Source organism: Novipirellula sp., from assembly GCF_041583735.1.
GTDB lineage: Bacteria > Planctomycetota > Planctomycetia > Pirellulales > Pirellulaceae > Novipirellula.
This window is the reverse complement of sequence record NZ_JBFHFD010000002.1, coordinates 21,448-44,129: the sequence shown is the minus strand read 5'-3', so window position 1 is coordinate 44,129 and position 22,682 is coordinate 21,448. Positions and strand designations below refer to the sequence as shown.

The 22,682-nt window shown below is 54.1% G+C and carries 16 protein-coding genes; 13 read left to right on the top strand and 3 right to left on the bottom strand.

Features of this window, described 5'->3' with window-relative positions; translation table 11 throughout:
* Positions 1-64 precede the first annotated feature (64 nt).
* The 11 genes from ABX962_RS00405 to ABX962_RS00355 all read left to right on the top strand — a co-directional run bounded on the left by ABX962_RS00405 (position 65) and on the right by ABX962_RS00355 (position 14,613).
* Positions 65-1,021 (top strand): hypothetical protein, encoded by a 957-nt coding sequence (locus tag ABX962_RS00405; protein WP_372715553.1) that lies wholly within the window; start codon positions 65-67, stop codon positions 1,019-1,021.
* Positions 1,021-2,109 (top strand): VWA domain-containing protein, encoded by a 1,089-nt coding sequence (locus ABX962_RS00400; protein WP_372715551.1) that lies wholly within the window; start codon positions 1,021-1,023, stop codon positions 2,107-2,109. The genes ABX962_RS00405 and ABX962_RS00400 overlap by 1 nt, the downstream gene beginning before the upstream one ends.
* Before the next feature lie 26 nt (positions 2,110-2,135).
* Positions 2,136-3,182: a VWA domain-containing protein gene (locus ABX962_RS00395; protein WP_372715549.1), complete on the top strand. Its 1,047-nt coding sequence runs from the start codon at positions 2,136-2,138 to the stop codon at positions 3,180-3,182.
* Positions 3,179-4,318, top strand: a complete 1,140-nt coding sequence (locus tag ABX962_RS00390) for a hypothetical protein (protein WP_372715547.1) — start codon at positions 3,179-3,181, stop codon at positions 4,316-4,318. The genes ABX962_RS00395 and ABX962_RS00390 overlap by 4 nt, the downstream gene beginning before the upstream one ends.
* A 3-nt stretch (positions 4,319-4,321) precedes the next feature.
* Positions 4,322-7,099, top strand: a complete 2,778-nt coding sequence (locus ABX962_RS00385; protein WP_372715545.1) for a BatD family protein — start codon at positions 4,322-4,324, stop codon at positions 7,097-7,099.
* Between the two features lie 780 nt (positions 7,100-7,879).
* Entirely contained in the window at positions 7,880-8,842 is a 963-nt protein-coding gene (locus tag ABX962_RS00380; RefSeq protein WP_372715543.1) for a hypothetical protein, read from the top strand.
* 127 nt (positions 8,843-8,969) lie between these two features.
* A complete protein-coding gene (locus tag ABX962_RS00375) occupies positions 8,970-10,859 on the top strand; it encodes a hypothetical protein (RefSeq protein WP_372715541.1) in 1,890 nt (629 codons plus the stop codon).
* 620 nt (positions 10,860-11,479) lie between these two features.
* On the top strand, positions 11,480-12,475 hold the full coding sequence (locus ABX962_RS00370; RefSeq protein ID WP_372715539.1) for a hypothetical protein: 996 nt from the start codon (positions 11,480-11,482) through the stop codon (positions 12,473-12,475).
* A gap of 481 nt (positions 12,476-12,956) precedes the next feature.
* Positions 12,957-13,091, top strand: a complete 135-nt coding sequence (locus ABX962_RS00365) for a hypothetical protein (protein ID WP_372715537.1) — start codon at positions 12,957-12,959, stop codon at positions 13,089-13,091.
* Between the two features lie 71 nt (positions 13,092-13,162).
* Positions 13,163-13,813 (top strand): hypothetical protein, encoded by a 651-nt coding sequence (locus tag ABX962_RS00360; RefSeq protein WP_372715535.1) that lies wholly within the window; start codon positions 13,163-13,165, stop codon positions 13,811-13,813.
* An 89-nt stretch (positions 13,814-13,902) separates the two neighbouring features.
* Positions 13,903-14,613 carry a DUF4272 domain-containing protein gene (locus ABX962_RS00355; RefSeq protein WP_372715533.1) on the top strand — a complete coding sequence of 237 codons (711 nt, stop codon included), beginning with the start codon at positions 13,903-13,905 and terminating at the stop codon, positions 14,611-14,613.
* A 255-nt stretch (positions 14,614-14,868) separates the two neighbouring features.
* Here ABX962_RS00355 and gmd read toward each other — a convergent pair whose 3' ends face one another.
* Positions 14,869-15,885, bottom strand: a complete 1,017-nt coding sequence (gene gmd / locus ABX962_RS00350) for a GDP-mannose 4,6-dehydratase (RefSeq protein ID WP_339945509.1) — start codon at positions 15,883-15,885, stop codon at positions 14,869-14,871.
* A 73-nt stretch (positions 15,886-15,958) separates the two neighbouring features.
* Positions 15,959-16,912, bottom strand: coding sequence for a GDP-L-fucose synthase family protein (locus ABX962_RS00345; RefSeq protein ID WP_372715531.1), 954 nt, complete (start codon positions 16,910-16,912; stop codon positions 15,959-15,961).
* 368 nt (positions 16,913-17,280) lie between these two features.
* Between ABX962_RS00345 and ABX962_RS00340 the strand changes: the two genes are divergently transcribed.
* Complete coding sequence (locus ABX962_RS00340) at positions 17,281-20,379, top strand: hypothetical protein (protein WP_372715529.1); 3,099 nt, start codon at positions 17,281-17,283, stop codon at positions 20,377-20,379.
* Between the two features lie 57 nt (positions 20,380-20,436).
* Here the strand turns inward: ABX962_RS00340 and ABX962_RS00335 are convergent, their stop codons facing one another.
* On the bottom strand, positions 20,437-20,871 hold the full coding sequence (locus ABX962_RS00335) for an NUDIX domain-containing protein (protein WP_339945504.1): 435 nt from the start codon (positions 20,869-20,871) through the stop codon (positions 20,437-20,439).
* A gap of 132 nt (positions 20,872-21,003) precedes the next feature.
* Between ABX962_RS00335 and ABX962_RS00330 the strand changes: the two genes are divergently transcribed.
* On the top strand, positions 21,004-22,299 hold the full coding sequence (locus ABX962_RS00330) for a CCA tRNA nucleotidyltransferase (RefSeq protein ID WP_372715527.1): 1,296 nt from the start codon (positions 21,004-21,006) through the stop codon (positions 22,297-22,299).
* Positions 22,300-22,682: the final 383 nt, after the last annotated feature.

Below are 22,682 nucleotides of genomic sequence, written 5' to 3'. Positions count from 1 at the left end.
ACGTGAAATCAGTGCACATGAACGCCAACCTCGTTTTTGCTTGCTTGCGGTCGCACGAGTAGCAATGTTCGCAATCGCGATGATGATCGGATTGACACCCCTCGATGCCGCCGACCATGACCGTCAAGTTGACGTCAACGCGACCGTCAATCGAACCGAGGCATTGCTGCTGGATCCGATCGAGTTGACGCTCACCGTGACAGCTCCCGTGGACGCGGAGATCACTTTTCCGCCAACGACCGAAGCATTGGGGCCATTTGATGTCGTCGCGGTCGAGGATTTGCCGTCGATACCGGTGCTGGATGACGCCGATTCGTCAACGCGACGTTGGACGCGGCGAATGAGACTGGAAACGATCGAAGTGGGCGAGCAGACGATTCCTGCGATCGAGATTCGTTATGTTCTTCGCGATGCAGCCAACTCGCAATCAGGTCTCGTTCGCAGCAAACCGATTCCGATCCAAATCAACAGCGTCTTAACGAGCGAGGATAACCCCACGACGTTTCGCCCGATGAAACCCGCGTTGCCGATTCCTTCGCAATCCGAATCGACACCGATTGGGTGGCCCGCGATCGCAGCCGGATTGATAGCCCTTGCCTTCGTTGCATTTCTGGTCAAACGGCGGATGAAAAAGCCCGTCACGCCAAAGCAGTGGGCATCGCGACGCTTGGCCTCGCTGAAGCAGCGTCACGAGGCCGGACAAATCAACGACCGATCGGCCTACCTCGAACTTGCCGAGATCGCTCGCGATTTCGTCATCGCTTGCGAAGGCATGAACCCCACCGTGATGACCACCGACGAAGTCGTTCGCTTCGTGACATCAAAATCATCGCTTGCCAGTGAACATCAAAACCGTTTGAACGCATGGTTGATGGACGTTGAACAAACCAAATTCGCACCGCATCAGTTGGCGCCGGAGGAAATCAAACCAAAGGTGCACGACGCGACGAATTTTGTGCATGAATTGCTGGACAATTCGTCCGGTTCGCCAGTCGCGTCCGGCAGCAGGGAGGACGTGTGATGTTTGAAAGTCCTTGGTTCCTATTGTTATTGGCTTTGGTACCGCTGCTTGGCTGGAGCATGTTTCGGCGACGACAATCGTGGTCGATTGGATTTAGCTCGACCCACAGCATCGCGGGGATTCGGCCAACGTGGCGTCAACGGTTGGCGTGGCTGCCTGAGTTCCTGACGCTGTTGGCGTTGGTTGCGATGATCATTGCCTTAGCGCGACCACGGGTGGGCCGCGAGCAAACCGTCATCGATTCCGAAGGGATCGCGATGGAAATGGTCGTTGACCGCAGCGGCAGCATGCAGGCGATGGATTTTAAGATCGATGGAAACCATGTCGATCGTTTGACCGCAATTAAAAACGTGGCCGCAAGCTTTGTCAAAGGAGACGAAGAGGAAGCGGATCAAAATGGAATCGCCGGCCGCGCCAGCGACTTGATTGGCTTGATCACGTTCGCCGGATTCGCTGACGCCATCACACCCCCGACGCTGGATCATGCATTCCTACTTGAACAACTCAATCGAGCCGAGATTGTGACGCAGCGCCGCGAGGATGGGACCGCGATCGGCGATGCCATCAGTTTGGCGGTCGAAAAACTGCAGTCATTGGAAACGGGCGACAAAGAATCGGTTAAAAGCAAAGTCATTATTTTGATGACCGATGGCGAGAACACCGCGGGTGAGTTTGACCCGATCCAGGCCGCCGAGCTGGCCAAGACGATGGGAATCAAAATCTACACGATCGGGGTTGGCACCAAGGGACGAGCACCGTTTCCGTCGCGGCATCCCTTTACTGGCGAATCGACCGTGCAGTGGATGAACGTCAACATCGACGAAGACACGCTGCGAAAAATCGCGGAAACCACCGGAGCCGAATACTTTAGGGCCACCGACACTCAGTCGCTCGAAGCGATCTACGAAGCGATCGATGAACTCGAGAAAACGAAGATCGAATCGCATCAATTCACGGACTACCGCGAATTGGCGGTCCAGCCGTTCACCTGGAACGCGATCACATTTCCACCGATTGCCCTTTGTGCATTTTTCTTGATCGCCGCCAGCGTGATGGTCAAGTATGTGCTGATTCGAGCGTGGGTGTAACGGAAGAACGCATGAGGATTCAAGCAATGGAAATTCAATACGGCAACCCTTTCGCACTGAATTGGCTGTGGCTAGCACTGGCGTGCGTCGTCGTGATCGTCTGGGCTGCGGTGCGAATGCGCGCGAAATTACGCCGCTTTGCGACCGCAAACTTCAGCTCACAATTGCTGCCACCGCACCATCGTTTGCGTATTGCCGTACGCACGGTGCTGTTGCTGTTGACGTTCTTGTTTCTCACGATTGCACTGGTCGACATTCGCTGGGGCAAAGTGTGGCGAGAGGTTCCTCAGAAAGGAATCGAGGTCATGTTTGTGGTCGACGTATCTCGGTCAATGCTGGCCGAAGACGCGACGCCAAACCGGCTGAGCCGAGCCAAACAACAAATCAACGACATGCTCGATGTGATGGCGGGGGACCGCGTCGGATTGGTCGTGTTTGCCGGCGAAGTACGCCAAATCGTGCCGATGACCAACCACTACGACGATTTTCGTCGCTCGCTGAAAGAGGTGGGAACGCATTCGATCCGCCGAGGTGGGTCGCGTTTAGGGGATGCGATTCGGGTGGCCAGCAAAGGATTCTTGAGCAAGACCAACGATCATAAGGCGATGGTGATTCTGACCGACGGCGAAGACCAAGAGAGTGAACCGCTGAAGGTTGCCAAACAAATTCATCAGGACCAGGGCGTTCGTATTTTCACGATTGGATTGGGCAACATGAGCGAAGGCGCGAGGATTCCTGCAGGCACCAACGGCGATTCCAACTACGTGACTTACGACGGTCAACAAGTCTGGTCGAAACTCGATGGAGCAGTTTTGCAAGCGGTGGCAACCGAAACCAACGGAGCCTTCATTCCCGCCGAAACCAAACAAGTCGACATGGCGAGTGTTTATCACCAATACGTCGCCAAAGTGGAACAGCAACAATTTGAAACCGCCAAGATCAATCAATACGAAGCCAGATTCCAGTGGTTTGTTGGTTTGGCACTGATCAGCTTCCTGTGCGAAGCCGTTATGACTTATTGGTTGCCGACATCCTCGGATGATCCAGTGCAAGCGGGGGGACAAGCAATATGAATGTGATCAAGACTTACCTGCAAATCATGTTGATCGTAGGCGTGGTGAACACGATTGCTTTTGCCGGCGAAGCCGTCCCTTCGGATGCGCAGCGTTACAACGAAGCCGTACAACAGTATACCGCTGGTGAAACCGAGCGCGCAAGCGAAACGCTACAGCAGCTCAGTGGATCGGATCACGACGAGATCGCGGCCCGGTCTCGCTACAACTTGGGAAATGTCCGCTATGCCGAAGCGTTAAAGATGCTCGAAAGCGATAAAGGTGATCCGGTAACGGCTGTCGGATTGCTCCAAGACGCAGTGAAACATTATCGCAGCGCCCTGGGAATTACACCGACGGACCAGGACGCCCGCGCGAATATCGAATTAGCCATGCAACTAATCTCGCATATTCAGCAACAGCAAAACGAGCAAAAATCGCCCGAGCAACAGCAAAAAGAACAAGAACAGCAGCAACAGGACCCGCAACAACAAAACGAGCCCGACAGCGAACAATCCGAGTCGAAACAAGATCCCTCGCCGTCCAATGATTCGGATCCACGAGACGAATCGAAGACCGAAAAGTCCGAGGGACAGCAATCACAGGATGCTGGCCAGGAAGGCGACTCGGATTCGAATTCCGAAGCTCAGCCGAGCCAGGACCAAAACCAAGGTTCGGCAGAGAACAATCCTTCACAATCCGATGTGGACGACGGCCAAAGCGAAACATCCGAATCCGCAAACCGCGCCCCAAGCCAGTCCGGCGACTCGCAATCGATGCCGCCGGATGCGGATTCGGGTGCCGACAACCCTCCGGAAAATCCTGCCTCGGATCAGTCGTCGCCCCATCAACCCCAAAACAATGTCGCATCCGATGACAACCGCGATGCGGATCCGAGTGACGCGGAACCGCAACCGACCGAGGCGGCTGAATCCGATCCTTCAAAAACCGAAGGAGAGCTTTCTGCCGTCAATGGTCAAAACGAAAACGATGCGGCGGACAAGGATGATCCCCAGAAACCAACCGCGATCGGCGTCATGACCAAGGACGAAGCCCAAAAAATGTTGCAAGCGATTCGCGATCGCGAGATGCTGCGACGCATGCAAACCGAACGTGAACAACGACGCCGACAAGTCCCTGTCGATAAGGATTGGTAAGCCATGAAAAACGTTACACCTCTTTTATTGATCGGTTTATCGCTCGCGTTTGTCTCACTATGCAGTGGCAATGCCACCGCTGGCGACGTGCGTATCGGAATCTCGGCACAGGAAACCTATGTCGGGTATCCGGTGACACTGCAGATCGAATTCAGCAATGTTGCTAAGCATGAAGCGCCCGAACTGCCCGAAGTCGATGGACTGAAGATTGAATCCACGGGGGCTCCCTCGCAAAGCACTCAAGTTTTCACCATCAACGGGCGTCGATCCATCAACGAATCGTTCACCTATTCCTACGCCATCACCCCTGAACGTGCGGGTGAGTTTGTCATTCCGCCACTGACGGTGTCTTACGATGGCCGCAAACAATTGACTGAAAGCGTTCGGTTCTCGGCGACCAAAAGCGAAGTGGGCGATTTGGCTTTCGTCGAAATCACAGGCGATCGGCCTAGTGTTTATGTGGGGGAACCGATCCAGTTGACGCTTAAAATCTGGATCAAGCCCTACCAAAACGAAGATTTCCGAGTGACGCTTTCCGAAGGCGATATGTGGAGCTTGATCAGCCGGCAAACCGATTGGGGCCCGTTCACCGATCGCATGAACGAATTGGCGGACAACAACCAGCGTCCCGGCGGCGAGCGGGTGCAACGTGAAAGTGACGATGGCACGACATCGACTTATTACTTGTATGAAATCGATGCCGAAATCTATCCGCAACACGCAGGATCGATCGATGGGTCCAACTGTCGAATTGTCATCCGCTACCCCACTGAACTAAAACGCTCACGAAGCCCGCTAGATGATTTTTTTGGCAGCGGATCTCCGATGTCAGGGTCGAGCATTTTCGATGATGCCTTCTCGTCGTTTGGCCCGCGTTTGTCAATTTCGTCGGTTCGCCCAGTGATCGTTGATGCAAACGTTTCTCCGATTGAAATCAAACCCATTCCAAATCAAGGCCGTCCTGCGAATTATCGCGGGGCCGTCGGTGACTATAAAATCTATACACAAGCCACGCCGACGACCGTAAACGCAGGCGATCCGATCACGCTGAATATTGCCATTCGCGGCGATGGCCCCATGGATCGTGTCCAACCGCCGCTGCTGAATGAACAGCAAACGCTGACCAAGAAATTCAAAGTAGCAGATGAATCGTTGGCGGGTTTTGTTGACGGAAACCAAAAGCTGTTTACCACCACGATTCGCCCGCTTTCGGAATCCGTGAGCGAGATTCCGGCGATCAAGTTCAGCTTTTTCGATCCTCGCAAAGAGAAATTTGTCACCGTTCAAAGCAAACCGATTCCCGTCGAGGTTTCCGCAGCCGAGACATTGTCTTTTGACAAAATCGTTGCCAACCCCGATTTACCCCGCAACGATGCAGAACGATCCGACGACGATCCGGTGGCCTCGGTTCCATCCATCTATCCTGCCGACGACTTCCTCGATTCGCAATCAACTCACACCACGTGGAATCCATTGGTTTTGACCGCGATTGCGCTGCCTCCGCTTGCGTTCGCGTTTTCGTTATTGTTCGCACGCCGAGGCGTCGTTGCCTCGGGCGTTCGTTCGCTGATGCCGCTAAAACATTTCGAAAACGCCTGTGCGGCCGCCACCTCGCCTCGCGAGTTAAGCTTGGTGATGCGTGAGTTCTTGGCGTCGTATTGGAAGCTCGATCAAGCCAGCGAAATGGTGGTGGTGGGACAGTTGCGGCGAAATGGAAATCGCGAACTCGCAGTGCGACTGGAGAGCTGGTTTGATCGATGTCGGCAAGCCGAGCACGGTGTTTTGTTTTCCGAGTTAGCAACCGAAGATCCTCGCAGTTTGCCAAGTTTGAAGCGTGAAGCGAGCCAGATCGCTGAAGCATGCGTGGACCGAAAAGCGAATCGGGCTGCGAAAACGATGCAGGCTCAGGCGGGCCGATCAAGCACCGTGCTGCGTTCATTGATCGGAATCGCAGTGGTGAGCTGCGGACTGACACAATCGGCGTCCGCTGAAGATGCCCCGTCATCCGGCGCTGTGTCGATGACTCGCCAGCAGCAACATGCCGTTTTGAGTGAAGCGGACGGGCTGTACCATCGCGCCGCCGAAGCGATCACGAGTGATCCCGAACAAGCGAATGCGAACTTTGCTGCTGCGGCCGCCAAGTACCAAATCGTCGTTGATTCAGGGGTCCAGAACGCCAAGCTGTCCTACAACCTTGGAAACAGCTATCGAATGAGCGGATCAAAGGGCATGGCGGTGGCCTCTTATCGGCAAGCGATTTTGCTCGATCCGGATAACCCCGTATTTGCAGCAGCACTTCGTCAAACGCTGCACGAGATCGACTCGGCCAATGACACCTCCGAAACCTCCCTCGACGCACGAAGCATCACGCGTCAATCCGTGACAATTCTCTTTTCACACGTGCCACGGTCCTGGGTGTTGTGGAGTGGCATTGCTGTTTGGGCGGTTGCCTGGTTGATGCTGGTCCAGCGAGGTTTCCCGCAACTGTGGTTCGGCGATCATCGCATCGGACGAGCTTGGCCGGTGGGATTGATTCTATGTTCGCTGGTCCTCGCAGGATCGGTAGCCGCCCACGACTGGACGCTTCGCAACCCGCAAGCGGCAACCGTGGTGGTGGCCAAGGCGAACATGCACTTATCCGACGATGCGACTTCACCGGAGGTCGGCAGACCGCTCGCCGAAGCAAGCGAAGTGATCGTGAGCAAACGCCGAGGCGACTGGGTCAAAGTCACCTCGATGGACCAACGTTCCGGATGGCTACGAAGCGACGAAGTCCGCTAGTTGGCTGGGAGTCCCCCGTAGCGAAAGTCGTCAAGACTCTCGATGTTGCGTAGTGGATCTTGCTAAAGATCCCTCCACAAACATCCACATCCATTTCGCATCAACGTTCATCAATGCGCCGCTCGCGCGTGAGCGGCCGGGTCCCGCGCACTACCCGGTGCCTTACGGCCCACGGCTCACTCTGCGATTGGCATTTCGATTGGTCAAACGACACGGAAAGCGGTCGGGATAGGCCGGAGCCCGATACATTGTCTGCCGTCATGTCACGTTCCGGATGGCTGCAAAGCAACGAAGTCCGCTAGCGATGGCGTCCCCCGTAGCGAAAGTCGCGAAGACTTTCGTCAGCCCTCGATGGATCTTGTTGATTTTGTGAGCCGCTCGCGCGTGAGCGGCCGGGTCCCGTGCATTACTCGGTGCCTTACGGCCCACGGCTCGCTCTTCGATTGACATTTCGATTGGTTAAGGAGCACGGCAAGCGGTCGGGATAGGCCGGAGCCCGATACATTGTCTGCCATGGCTGCGCGGCCACGGTTACGTTGTTTTTGACCAACAAAGGCCAGCGGCCGACACCTCCGGCGCGAATTTGTGTCGGCCGCTGGCCTAAAGAATCAAATCACGGCCGCTTGCCCCAGACTCGCTCACTTGTAACTTTTCAAAACTTTTTAGTCGACACGAGTCATCGGAGCCCTTAATTTGGTACCCATATCGATTAGGCATCGAGTTGGTACGCGCGAGAACCAACATGAGATGGACCACAAAAGCAATCTTCAAGTCACGACAATGATGAAAACGGTACTCTGCAACTTATCCGCATGGCTGTTGGTGGTCACGACATTTACGCCGCAAGAAACAAATGCCGCGCCACCGATCGCCAAGGCGAAAGACGTTGAATTTACGGTGACTTATTCAGCGGACACGCTCGCTGTCGGCGACATGCTCTATGCACAAATCTCGATCAAAAACATTACAAACACTCCTGTTCGGATTCGGAACTTCCTGCGTCTGGTCATTGTCGCAACGACGCCTCATGTGAGGGAAATAGTCGAGGGCTATGGCGAGATTCCCGGTGGCGTAACCTTCCTGGAAATTGCGCCGAACGAGAGTTTCACATTCGAGCGTTGTTTGGACTTATACGGCAACGATCATCGCGACGATGGCTCATTTGATCCATTTGATCCGACGCTGAGCGGACAAAAAATGACACTGACGGCCACCGCGATGACCACGATTCACGGCGATGTTGGGAGGGAGGGCGTCACCGACTGGAGAAACCACGCCCTGAAAGCAACCGATGAAATTACTTTTACATCGCCGTTAATGTCTCGGGAATCGTACGAGACGCTGATCAAGAACGCATCTCAAAAAGCAATTCCCAACCCTTTTGTGACGATTTTTCCTCAAAGCCTTCCCAGCAGCGCCTATCTATTTGCATGCCCCAGAAATGACTTGCGTGTTTGCAACGCTTTGATGGACACATTGCCGGTCGCCGCTAGCTCACGACGCGCAGCGATGATCTTTTTAGCGGTTAATGAGTTCGCCCAAACAAAACGCATCAACGTCGAGTACAAGGCATTGATGCAAATTACTGCTGCACTTCAAAATTGCCCTGAAGTGGAGCGTAGTTTTTGGTTATCGACGATCATTCATGAACTTGAATCCGAAACTCTCCAGCTCCAAAAGGGTGTGCCAAAGGAAAAAGCGGAGTTGTTTCGCAAACACTTTGACAAAAGCCCGAGTTCATAACTTCGCAGCAAACGCGATCGAGGTTCATTCTTGCGTTTGACACCTTGATTGGCGCACCGACTAAAAACGATTTTTGAGTTCATTGATGTCGCTTTCGTATAAGCTAATTTGTTTCATTCTAAGCTTCATGACACTGCACACGACGTTCGGTGGCTCACTGGATGACGTGATGATGGACGTTGCATTGTCGGAATCATCCGTCGTTGATGGTGACGTGGTTTTTGCCAAGATCACGCTGACCAACTCGGGATCGTCCGCGGTCGAATTTCAGACGATTGATCCACTACGTCATCTCGACGTGACGAGTCGTGAATTGATCGCGGCGCCTTATGCAATTGTCGGACATCGAGCCATTCCCGACGGTGAACTTCAGAGAAACGATGTCACACGACTCAATCCAAAGGAAGGCTTGTCTTTCCTGGTCATGGTCCGAATCTTGGCTGAAGAATTCTTACACGGGAAGAGGGAGCCTCAAGCAATCCACTTGGAATTTACTGCCCGACTTTTGCGTACTCCCGACGAATTGTCCAAGGACAAAGATCCCCATCTGGGAGAGGTGCGTGCAAAGATTGTTGGGCAAATCGTGAGTGTTCCGATGGTTGCCGCGCTGCTTCGCAATCATCGGTTCCTTGCATTCAATCCCGAATGGGTCATGGGCGATATTCACGGTGGATTAACCGTCGAGAGACTTCGTTTCTCGTCACAACGGTTCATCCCGCATCCAGGTATGTTGAATAGTCCTGCCTTTCCGCTGAAGAACTTGGCACGGTGGCAAGAATTTCGCGATGAGCTTTTAATCCCAGACTCCGTTCTGTATCGACTTGCATCGAACTCATTAGCCTACGACGCTATTCGTCAAAACGCGAAACTCAGCGATGCGGAATGCTTCCAGAGGATTCGGAACCTTATCCAAGAGTCTCCGCCAATGGAACGATGGTGGATGCTCGATCAAATACACCAAGACCCTAAGCTAAAACACAGACGTGATTTAGTTGCAAAAATTGAAGCGGTGCTTGACGCATATCCGCTGGACAATATCCAGGGAGCTGAACCGCAACCCATCAGAAAGCTGCCCTCTCAATCACTGCAAGTCGATATCGAATTGTCAGAACATCAGATCATTGATGGAGACCTATTGTTCCTTGAATTGAACTTTACCAATCAAAGCGATGGTAAAATTTACATCCATTACTTCTGGCTTGAAAAGAGTCTGGAGGTGCGGTTCCCCAGCAGTGCGGACCGACGTTCGATGGTCATAAGCGACTTGCTGTGGGATGACGGCTACTCGTTGGGCGAAACGTATCAGCACATTCTTGTCCAGCCGAGGGCAACGTGGCAAAAGACTGCACTGATTCGTTTGCCCTCACTTTTTCCTCAACTGGCGAATGCGTTTAAGGGTTCACCGCGTTTGCTTGAAGTCGAGATTTCACTGCGACTCTATTCGTCAGCGGCAGAGTTCCCCAGAAGAGAGGTTTTACAATCGCTTGGTGAAATCACGGGGAAGCGACTTTCACTGCCGCTTTATGGAAATATCCTACGTGACAAGAATCCCAACCCGCAAGCGATTCAGCAAATTCACGGTATTCAGCGATTCGTTTACGCAGGGGGCCATGCGTTTGGAGACAATTACAAACTACAGCAAACGGTTCCACTTTTCCGCAAGGCCGAGTTTCCACTCAAGCCGTTACCCATGTGGAAATATCTTCGAGAAAATTCGATACGTGATGATACAGTGCTGGCGAGGCTGATTGATACTTCAATCGACTACGAAAGGATTACCGATGAAAATGAAGATTGGAGAACTCAACACGCCCAAATTTTGGAATTGATCAAAGACTCGCCCCGAATCGAAAAGAAATGGTTGTACTATTTCCTCTCGCACGACCTGTCGGCTCGGATGGATCTTAACGTGACCGAGCACATCGAGTTCTATCAGTTGCAACGCGAAACCGAAGCATCATTAGTTCCAGCGCCGTCCGCGACCCAGTCGGAACCGGCTGGAGACCTGAGTGAATAAGGACCGCCGGAAAAAGATGTTGCGTTTGAAGTAGGGGCGGTTCCCACCGACCGTTCTTAATAGCCCAGTCGAGTCGTGCGGTTGGAATCCATAGTCGCGGTAGCGACGTCAGCACCTAGCCCACGGCGTGAGCCGTGGGTAAATCGAAGCCTAAGACGTGCGAGTCGCGATAGCGACGGCAGGATCGGACGGTCTGGTTCTGCGGGCTGACGCCCGCAGCTAGGTGCTTTCGTCGCTATCGCGACTGCCCCCCGGTTACCTTGCCGACAAACTACGAAACCGCTCTACGAGTGGCGACGCAACACGCACGAAACTCTCTAACAGTTTCGCTACGTTATGTTGTTTTTGACCGACAAAGGCCAGCGGCCGATACACCCGGCGCGAATTTGTGTCGGCCGCTGGCCTGTTGGCGACAGGTCGCCTTTTAAAACCGTTGGCTCACGCCAACGGCAGTTCACGTTCCGGCCTCCGGCCTAAAGAATCAAATCACGGCCGCTTGCCCCAGGCTCGATCACCTGTAACTTTTCAAAACTTTTTAGTCGACACGAGTCATCGGAGCCCTTAATTTGGTTCTGATGTCGATTAGGCATCGAGTTGGTACGCGTGAGAACCAACATGAGATGGACCACGAATGCGATCTTCAAGACAAGACAATGATGAAAACGGTACTCTGCAACTTATCCGCATGGCTGTTGGTGGTCACGACATTTTCGTCGCAACAGACAAATGCCGCGCCACCGATCGCCAAGGCGAAAGACGTTGAATTTACGGTGACTTATTCAGCGGACACGCTCGCTGCCGGCGACATGCTCTATGCACAAATCTCGATCAAAAACATTACAAGTACTCCTGTTCGGATTCGGAATTTCCTGCGTCTGGTCATTGTCGCAACGACGCCTCATGTGAGGGAACTAGTCGAGAGCTATGGCGAAATTCCCGGTGGCGTAACCTTCCTGGAAATTGCGCCGAATGAGAGTTTCACATTCGAGCGTTGTTTGGACTTATACGGCAACGATCATCGCGACGATGGATCATTTGATCCATTTGATCCGACGCTGAGCGGACAAAAAATGACACTGACGGCCACTGCTTCGACCACGATTCACGGCGACATTGGGAGGGAGGGCGTCACCGACTGGAGAGACCACGCCCTGAAAGCAACCGATGAAATCACCTTTACATCGCCGTTAATGTCTCGGGAATCCTACGAGACGCTGATCAAGAACGCATCAAGTGAGGGCACACGCGAAACTTTTGTCACTAACTTTTCTCCGAAAGTCTCCGGAAGCGCTCGTCTATACTCGAACCCTCGCGACGACTCACGTGTTTGTAAATTAGTAAGCGAAACCTTACCTGCGGATTCCAGTTCGCGTCGGGCTGCAATGATTACTTTGGCGGTTAATGAGTTCGCCAAAACAAAGCGCATCAACGTCGAGTTCAATGCATTGCGACTAATCGCGACTGCACTTCAAAATTGCTCTGAAGTGGAGCGTGCGTTTTGGATGTCGACGATCAATCACGAACTCGAATCCGAGACGCTGCAGCTTCGAATGGGTGTGCCAAAGGAAAAAGCGGAGTTGTTTCGCAAACACTTTGACAAAAGCCCGAGTTCATAACTTCGTAGCAAACGCGATCGAGGTTCAAACCGAGAGTGTGTCGCCCGCTGGGCTATGTTTCCCCACCTCCGCTAGCCGGTGACTCACGCCACCGGCAGAGGGCGTGTCGGCCTCCGGACTGTAATCATTGTTACTAAATCAGCAGTCACTAACAGCAGTCACTAAGTCAGGTGAGGGGGCGACCGCGCAACATTGCGTGTAAGTGGCCTCGACTTGCTCGGTCGGCCCTCACCCGAGCATCGCTGAAGGCTCTGCTCGACCTCTCCCAAACTGCGTTTGGGAGAGGTGACAGTACGCTCGCGCCACGCCGGATTTTGTTTCTGCAACCTCGGATGTTGGGCAGAGGTGACAGAAAACATCCGTGAGAAACCGTGCTGCTGGTCCGTCCCAGCAAACCCGGCAAACGGTAAAATCAACGAATAACATCGCCTCCGGGGTTACGCATTTCGTTCAGCAGCAACACAAGCCAGCCAATCTTTCTATGATTGAGATACCCGAAATAATGACGCTCGCCGTATTTCGTGAGTTGGCGGACCTTGGCGAGCGGGTTGGCGAGCGAGAGCAGTACCACGACGCAATGGCTGCGGATCGCGAGACGCCTTCTCGGATGGCATGAACCACATCCACACATTGTGCGCGTCGACGCGGGTCCACTTCGAGATGTATGGCACGGATGGTCTTGAACCAATGACAGACACCGAACCGCATGAATTGAAAGCCACAGAACTGCGACTGCTTGGTCACTTCTATCAAAATGACTTTCGCCTCGTACTGCATAAAGGCCCAGCTTCTGTTGACATCGGCCCTCCGCTGTCCACGTGGAGATCAATGGCAATCATGATGGCACTGATTGGTCTGATCTACGCTGGTTTCATCTGGATCGCAATCGCCAGCGACGCCGGCGAGAAGTTTGGCCCCATGATTTGGGTGCTGCTATTGATGATCGGCATTCTTGCAATAGCAGGCCCCGTAGTCGGACATCAACTCCGGCTACGTTACTTGCGGTCTCGGTGCCCCCTTGTGTCGTATTGTTTTGCAAACTCCACCGTTTCGATCCTTGGCGGCCAATCTGTTTTCGACCGCGACGAAATTTACGCACTCATCGGTCTGACGCTTCGGGATTCGCACGGCGAATCGAAGTCGGAACTTCAATTGATGGTCCATCGTGATCACTCTTTTGTGCCGCACTTGATCACGACGGATCTTTCTGGATCGGCCCAGGCAAGTTACGGCCAAATCTTGCGAGAGTTCCGAATCGCAACGGGAGTGCGGACGATGATCGCGGAGCCTGAAGGGCTGCTGAACCGCGGTCCCATCCAGCTTACCGAACTGACGTGAAGCGACGGCCCCTACTAGACGGCCCCTACAATGCGCACGAAGGCCCCACCGGCGAACCACTATCCACTCTGAAAGAAACTCAAAATCCCATGACCACTCCACAACAGATGCGTGACAAGAACATTGCGTTGCTAAACCAGCGAGGATTCAAGCCTGCAACCTGGATGCCGCTTCCAGCCGCTGTTGGCGACGTTTCCGAGGAAACCGGATTCGCCGGAGGAACGTTACGGCCGGAGATGGAGATCGCAACACGGTTGCTCTGCCATTGCGCCGTATTCGCTTGGGGCTCCGCGCCTTCCGAATTCGAGCAACGCGTGACTCAGTTCATTACCAACAATGAACTTCGCAGATCGATGACCGATAGCGAACTGCACATCATTGATTTGTCGATGGACGATGCACGCGCGGATTACGCCCATCTGGTTGGATGGAGGCTAGAAAACATGTGGTCACTTGCTTGGATTCTCGGCGTCGCGGAGGAACCTTCTGCGACAAATGGCCAATTATCTGAAGAGACAAGCGGTGCATTGCTGTCGCTATTTCTTCCCGGTTTCACCGCCACAGCCGAATCGCTACTGAGCCAAGGACAAACTCAATCCGTCGAGACTGTGATTGAAATGGAGGACCGCTTCTACCTGGCACATAACGCAGTTCGCAGCGGCCAGTTGGGCAAGGCGGGCATGTTGCCCGACGACTTTGATCCCGTTGCCGATGGTGGAGCTATTCACGAACGAAGGCACAGTCTGACATGGTCACTGGCGCCGGAAGCCGAATGGGATGAAACCGACCTGAGCACGTAACGTTTACCGAACATCAAATGTGACGGGACGCTTGCCGCAATCCTTTAGCATACGTGCGCAGAAAACGGATCGTGATTGGAATCGTCTCTCAACAATCCATTTTCGACGCGTCTCGCTTCCCCCCAATCCGACTCGACGATCATCCGTCGAGTACGTTTGAGGCATTCGCCGATGGCGGTTCGATGACAACATCGGCAACGATTGCTTTCGCTGCGGCATCCGCCAGTCGCGAATGCGCTACACGCTAGCGTCGAATTAGCTTGGCACGAAACTCTTTGCGTGAGCTTCGCGTTTAGCGAGTTCCAAGTCGTGCTCGGTCATGATGCGTGCGAGTTCTTCGAGATCCGTTGCGGCCTCCCAACCCAGTTTTTCTTTTGCTTTGCTGGGATCACCAAGCAACAACTCCACTTCCGCAGGCCGGAAGTAACGGGGGTCGATTTCAACGAAATCTTCGTAATCCAAATCGAGCTGCTGGAACACCAATCGGGCAAAATCGCGAACCGTCTCGGTGCGGCCTGTCGCGAGCACGAAATCATCAGGCTCATCATGCTGCAAAATTCGCCACATGCCTTCGACATAATCTTTGGCATAACCCCAGTCACGCTTGGCATCGAGGTTGCCGAGATACAATTTCTTTTGCATGCCGACTTTAATGCGCCCCGCGGCTCGCGTGATCTTTCGTGTTACAAACGTTTCACCACGACGCTCAGATTCATGATTGAACAGAATCCCGTTGCTGGCGAACATATCGTAGCTCTGTCGATAGTTCACGGTTTGATGAAAGGCAAACACCTTTGCACATGCGTAGGGTGATTGAGGATTGAAGGGTGTCAGTTCGGTTTGCGGCGTTTGCAAAACATCGCCGTACATTTCACTGCTACTGGCTTGATAAACCCGAACCTGCTTCTTTTTGTTCAACAAACGAGCGGCCTCGAGAACGTTCAATGCTCCGACGCCTACCGTTTGCAGCGTGTACACCGGTTGGTCAAACGAGACGCGAACGTGGCTCTGAGCCCCCAAGTTGTAAATTTCGTCAGGTTCAATTTCCAGCACCAAATTCGTCAACGCTTGACCGTCGGTCAAGTCACCGTAATGCAAACGAAGTCGCGAATCTTCGTGAACGTCTTGGTAGATGTGCTCAATTCGCTCTGTCGAAAAGGTGCTACTACGGCGTACCAGCCCGTGCACGGTGTAACCTTTTTCGAGCAGCAGTTCCGCAAGGTAGCTGCCGTCTTGACCGGTAATTCCGGTGATCAATGCGTTTTTGGTCATGTCTGTATCGGAGATTAGTTGGGTTACGAAATAGGGGTGACGTGATGGAGTGTTATTGGATTGAAGTGAGAAATTAGACCGAACGCATTTGTCCCGATTCCACTTCGTTCAAAAAGTGATCGTACGTTGTTTTCAGTCCTTGAGCGAGTTCGATTTTGTGCTTCCAGCCCAAGGCGTTCAGCCGCGAAACATCACTGCATTTGACCGGAGTGCCGTCCGGCTTGGAGGAATCAGTCTTGATTTCCCCCTGATAGCCAACGGTATTTGCCACAAGCTGCGCCAGTTCAAGGATCGATAGATCGACCCCGGTTCCTACATTCGCCCAGTCGGGTGGGTTTTGTTGTGTCATCAAAAATGCCAGCGCATCGGCCAGATCATCAACATACAGAAACTCGCGTCGAGGCGTTCCGGTACCCCAAATCGTGACGCTCTGAAGACCTTGTTGTGCCGCTTCATGAAATCTTCGCAGCAACGCGGGCAAGACATGGCTGTGCTGAGGATGGTAATTGTCACCGGGGCCGTACAAATTCGTCGGCATCGCGCTGTGAAACATCACGCCATGCTGGCGGCGATAAAATTGACACAGTTTTAAACCGGAAATTTTGGCCAACGCGTACGCTTCATTGGTCTTTTCAAGCGGGCCTGTCAGCAGAGCGTCTTCTCGAATCGGCTGCGGACAATCGCGTGGGTAAATGCACGTGCTGCCGAGAAACAGGAACCGCTTGACCCCGGCCGCATAAGCCGCGTTGATCGCAAAGGTCGACATCAGCAGATTGTCGCCCAAGAATTCGACGGGATAAGTGTCGTTTGCTAGCACTCCACCGACACGTGCGGCCGCAAAAATCACGGCATCGGGACGTTCTTGAGCGAAGAAATCCTCAACTGAACTCTGGTTCGTCAAGTCGAGCGAATCACGTGTCGCGGTCAAAACTTGACAATTTTTTTCACTCGCCAACCGTCGGCACACCGCTGAACCAACCATGCCACGATGGCCCGCAACGTAGATTTTCCCGTTGATTTCAGTCATGTCGCGAAAAGGTGTCTCGAGAAGCGGAGTGGATGGCAGGGCAATTTAGCGTACTGATAGCAACTTTGCACCTTTGAGCCAACACGAACTTAAGTTCGCAAAATAGTACATAAAAACCACTCCTACGGGTTGGGGGGAGTGGCGACTTCTCGTCTTTTTGTAGCGATCGTAAGAGCATTGTGAACTGAGCCGATTGGATCGCCGATGCTAGTCTACAACGGCCGTAGAGAATTGCCATGGTTGGCAATCGTAGTGGAAACGCCCGTCCTTGTTCACTTCTCCCGCTAATTCAAGATGAGATCGGGATGCGTAAAGACGTCAAAAGGTCATTGGTTTTCTGGCCTCTCCTCACCTCAGTGATCGTTGTCATGGTCTCGTGGCTCGGAACCACCTCGTGGTTTAGCGAGTTTACCACGCCAGCGAGAACGCTGGTATCGTCCCCGCCGACCGCGGCAAACGCGGCAGCCCGCGGCGCCGCGATCAACGCCCCAACGTCGCCGATTGCCAAGCCGGTTTCGCGTGCAGTGGCAGCAGAGACCGATCCGAATATCAACGTCCTGGACACCCCACTTGCTCCTCCCGCCGTCGACGTTACGGTGGTCGAACGCGTCGAGCATGGATCACGTGGGATGCGTTTGCCGTTGCGGCTGGAACGCGAAATGATCTCACCAACCGCCTCGATCGCTACCAGCGAGCTGCCAACCGAATTGCCCGAGGAAGAACTCTCCTCTCCCCCCGCGTCCGCAACTGCGGAACTTTTGAACGAGCCGTTGAATGAGCAGTTGAGCGTCGCGGCGGCAAATAAGTTTGATACGTTCGCGTTCGAGCCCGCGCACGACGATTCCTCGATGCAGGGCAACCTCGCACTGGGCGTAACCAACACCGTCATCATTGACGCCAACGCCAAACTCGACGCCGATGCGATTGGCGACACAGACCCCCATCCACAAGCGTCCGAGATCACCACCGGGAATGCGACGCGATTGGTTGCACCGGTTCGCGAAGAACAGCAAGAGTTGGCGGGCCATGATGCCACCATCGCGACCAATCTGCCTAAACACGAATTGTCGCTGGCAGAATCGTATGGTCAAATCGCCACGCTGGGTCCCAAAGTCGATTACTCGCGTGTCCGTGGCAACGAAGTCGCTTTAAACGTTGCGGCTCCGCCGGTTGCCGCTGCGGCCGACATCACATCCAATCCGACGCCGCGCGAATCCATCCTGCCAAAGTCGGTGTCCGTGTTGGCGAAAATCAGCCCGCGCGCAGCACTGGACCCTCGTGCGCCCGATGTAATCTCAAAAACGCACGCCGCCGATGAAACCGCTTCCTCGCAAGCGTCCACATCGGTATTCCAAGCGGACCGACGCTCTCACCAACTCAGCCCAGCCGGTTGGCCGGTGACGATCAGCTTGGATCATCAGCTCGAACTACTAGCGGAATATTCCAAGGCTGATTCCGAAGCCTCCGATGCTGCGATGACATTACGTCAGCAAGAACTAGCCGCGGTGTCGAAGTGGACCCATCGTGTTCAAAACACCCTACGCGAACTGCGAACGCTACCGCGACTCGGTGCGCCGCGTGCGGGTGATCTGATCGATTCACTCGACCGATTACGAGCCGAGGGACGCGAGACAGCGGAATCGATGGCAACCCGCGAAATCCAAATTCGATTCCTGTACGCTTGTTTCGCAATCGAGCGACGCGTGGCGGTATGGAACCCAATCTGGGAATTGACGCATCGAGGCGACACGCAAACACTCGCATCGCGAAGTATTTTGGAATCCGATGTCGATGCGGGCGCATTCGTCGTCGCTGTGCGGCTAATCCTTGATGAAACCGGCGATGCCGAGGGTTGGAGCCGGTTCCTGTTGCTCGATGAGATCGAAAATGCGGCGACGGGAACTTCGAACGAGGACCGTGCGATGTTGGCCAAACGTTTCTTGGCGAGACTGCGTTGGCACGGATTGCACCCCGAGCATCGTGAATGGCTCGGCAATGACGCGATCGAGCAACTCGCTGTTGCCGTTCGCCCATGGACTCGTGGCGCCGTCGATTACGCGAGCTTGTTGAATCAAATCGAGCATCAAGAATCGAACGAGATCGACACGGTCTCGCTCGAAATTGCCGAAGCGGTACAGACGCTCCGGCACGCCGACAATCCAGTGGCGGTCGATGTGGCCGCCGCCATCGACACCTACTATCGCAATGCAAATGTGCGTATGGCGATCAGTCAACCGATGTTGCAACGCATGTTGCCGACGATCGCTCCGCAAACCATTCCGGTTCGCACTCAGATGTTAGGCAGCCGTGTACGGGGAACAAGCCACGTCCAGAGCAAACTCAGTATCGAACTGCTGCCCTCACCGAATCATTGGCAAATTGATCTGCAGACGACCGGAAACGTGCAAACCCGGTCGGTGGGATTCAGCGGTCCTGTTGCGTTGCGTACTCACGGCGACGCGGACTTCCAAGCAACGACGCCCATTGAAATCACCCCAGACGGCGTCCAGCTTGGCGATTCATGGGTCGATGTGCGAGGTGAAAACCGATTGCAAGGTGTTGAATCCGATTATGACAATTGGCCTTTGATCGGAGCTCTCGTCCGCACGATCGCAGAATCACGCTACGAATCGCTTGAATCGATCTCGAACCGGCTCTCGAAAGAAAAAGTTCGCGACCAAGTGGGTGGCGAAATTGATCAACGCGTCGACAAACAGATCAACGACTCGGCTCGGAATCTTTCCAAGATGGTACTTGGGCCATTAGGAGCACTGCGACTCGACCCGCAGGTCGCGGATATGCAAACCACCACGGATCGACTGCTGGCTCGCTATCGGTTGGCCGGTGACTGGCAGCTCGGTGCCCACACCCCACGTCCACGTGCATTACGAGACAGCCTGATGAGCGTTCAGGTGCATCAATCGGCGATGAACAACACGCTCGAGCAATTAGTGCCGCGAGATCGCCCACGATTAATCTCGGAAATGATTCACGAAGGCATGCTGCTGTTCGGCAAGGAAGCTCAGACGATCCCCGAAGACATTCCGGACGACGTCATGATCCAGTTCGCCAAGACACGCCCAATCACAGTCGAGATTGAAGATGGCAAACTCTGGCTGACGCTCCGCATCGTGCGACTGACCCGAGGCGAAACGTTTGACTTGCGACGCTTTGTTGTGCGTGCGGCGTATGTCCCCAAGGTCGATGGGCTGCATGCAACCCTGGTTCGCGATGGTCACTTGAGCATCAGCGGGCCGAGTCTATCGATGCGAGAGCGGTTACCAATCCGCGCCATCTTTAACAAAGTCCTTTCACCCAATCACGGATTCCCGCTGACCACCGAAGCGTTGGCTCAACATCCGGCCATCGATGGATTGCAGATCAGCCAATTGGAACTGCGTGAAGGCTGGATCGCGATGTCCATCAGCGACGCGGACGCGGCAAGAATCGCAACCCGTCCTCGCTAAGTGATGCGTTGGAGCTTGATTTTAGGGTAGCGGAATCGCGTCAGCGATTAGCGTGATCTAGAACGCGAAATCCAATTCGACTTCGCGGGTCCGTACGGCTTGGATGAACTCGGGCAAACTCGGCAGCATCTCACGAGCGGTGCAGATATCGTCGCTGTTCATCCAGCGGTATTCCGCAACCTCGGCAGGGTTCGGCACGGGTGTCACCTCGGAATCAAGATGGGCCAACCACCATGCCAGCGTGGTTCCCCAGGGGGTAACACTTCGCCAAACCAAACGGACAGGCGACACATCAATCGTCAGTTCTTCTTGCATTTCGCGAACCAATGCGAACTCTTCGCTCTCTCCCTTTTCGATCGTGCCCCCCGGCAAGCAGAGTTTTCCCGGTGCCGTGACTGTCAAGGAGCGGCGAATGATCAATAATTTTTCGTCGCGGAAGATCACTCCCACGACACCTCTCTTTTTTCCGATTCTTTGCTTGAAGTGACTCATACCGTGCTTTTACCCAAGATTGGCTTGAGCCACAATCGGAGATCCTCCGATGACCGTGTCGATCGCGTGTTGATTTTCGCGTTCAGCCGCTGATTGGATGTAATTCCTCTGCCACAAAAATGCATCAGTTTTTTGAACCCCATTCGCACCCGCTACGATTTCGATTTTTCCAATCAACCAGCCCAGGAAGCGATCCGTATCATCGACCGCTTGCGTGAAGCTGGCTTCACTGCCTACCTGGCTGGCGGCAGCGTCCGCGATGCGCTGCTAGGCAAATCGCCCAAGGACTATGACGTCGCCACCGACGCCACCCCCGAAGCGATCCGCGACGTGTTTGGCAAAAAACAGACGCTGGCATTCGGAGCAAGCTTTGGGGTAATGGGAGTGCTACCAGATCGACGCCCCCCTGGGCCCGCAGAATCGCGGCAACAAAACGTCGATAAAGTCGAACCGACCGAAGTGGCAACCTTCCGCAGCGACGGGGTTTACCTCGATGGACGACGTCCCGATAGCGTTCACTTTGGCAACGCCGAAGCCGATGCGATGCGGCGTGACTTTACCATCAATGGATTGTTCTATGATCCAGCCAATTCCGAAATCATCGACTATGTTTCCGGCCGCCACGATCTAGAACGCTCGCTGCTGAGAACGATTGGCGATCCGCGTCAACGATTCGCCGAAGACAAATTAAGGATGTTGCGGGCGGTTCGCTTCGCCACCACGATCGGTTTCCAAATCGACCCTGCAACCGCCTTGGCCATCGGTGAAAAAGCGAGCGAAATCGAAGTCGTCAGCGGTGAACGAATCGGGGTAGAAATGCGACGCTGCCTCGCTTCGGAGCATATCCTTGAGGGTCTCGATCACCTTTCCGATCTGGCGCTGACGCCCTATGTGCTGCCCGAACTTGCAAAGATGGATCGAGATCGCGTCCGCCAATTGTTTGCGATTCAGCGGCGTCGTGAATTTCCCTCGGCGATCGCAATGTTATTGTTGGCTAGCAAGACAGCCAACGCCGATCTGAAAGCAATTACCGAGCGCTGGAAGCTTTCGAACGAGGAGGTGCGGATTGTGACAGCGGTTCTGCGAAACGCACCGAAGCTAGCGATTGCACACAAGATCGCGTGGTCCAAGATCCAGCCGATTCTGATTGATCGTGATGCCAGGTATGTGTTGGATGTTGCGGTTGAAATTGCGAGCGCGGATGGGCTCGGGGAAGCCGGAATTCGGCGAGTCAAAGATGCTTTGAAGCAGCCGAACGAGGTGCTTGACCCGGCACCACTACTGAATGGTAGCGATCTGGCGAAGCTAGAAATTCCGGCTGGGCCAGTGTACGCAAAGATACTGAGACATCTACGCCAACGACAACTTGATGGCGAACTGAGCACGCGAGAACAAGCCATTGCCGAGGTTCGAGCGACGCGGTGGTAACGAGGTTGTCGTGCGTACACCGCAAGTTTCCTGCGTACACCGCAAGCTGCGGAGTGCCGCTACATGCCGAGTGCCGATAAATCATGCTGCTGCATGTCATTGTCGCGGTCGATTTTGGGACGCGTTAGAGGAACAAAAACGCGAATCAGCGTTGCGAATTGGCTGTGTCCACAGCAGGAATACGGGAAAGTGGATTAATTGTGACATGCCCAAGCTCGGCAGGATCGACCATGCTGTTTTGCTGGCTTTACGAAAATCCGCCTCGTTAGGGACGGTCGTTTTCGCATTTCGGCGTACTCGGCCGGCAACCATGTTCAGGCAAATTTTTATGCCATTTTGCCCCTTTGCAGCGATTTCCGGAGGGACTTTGGGCTATACGCAGC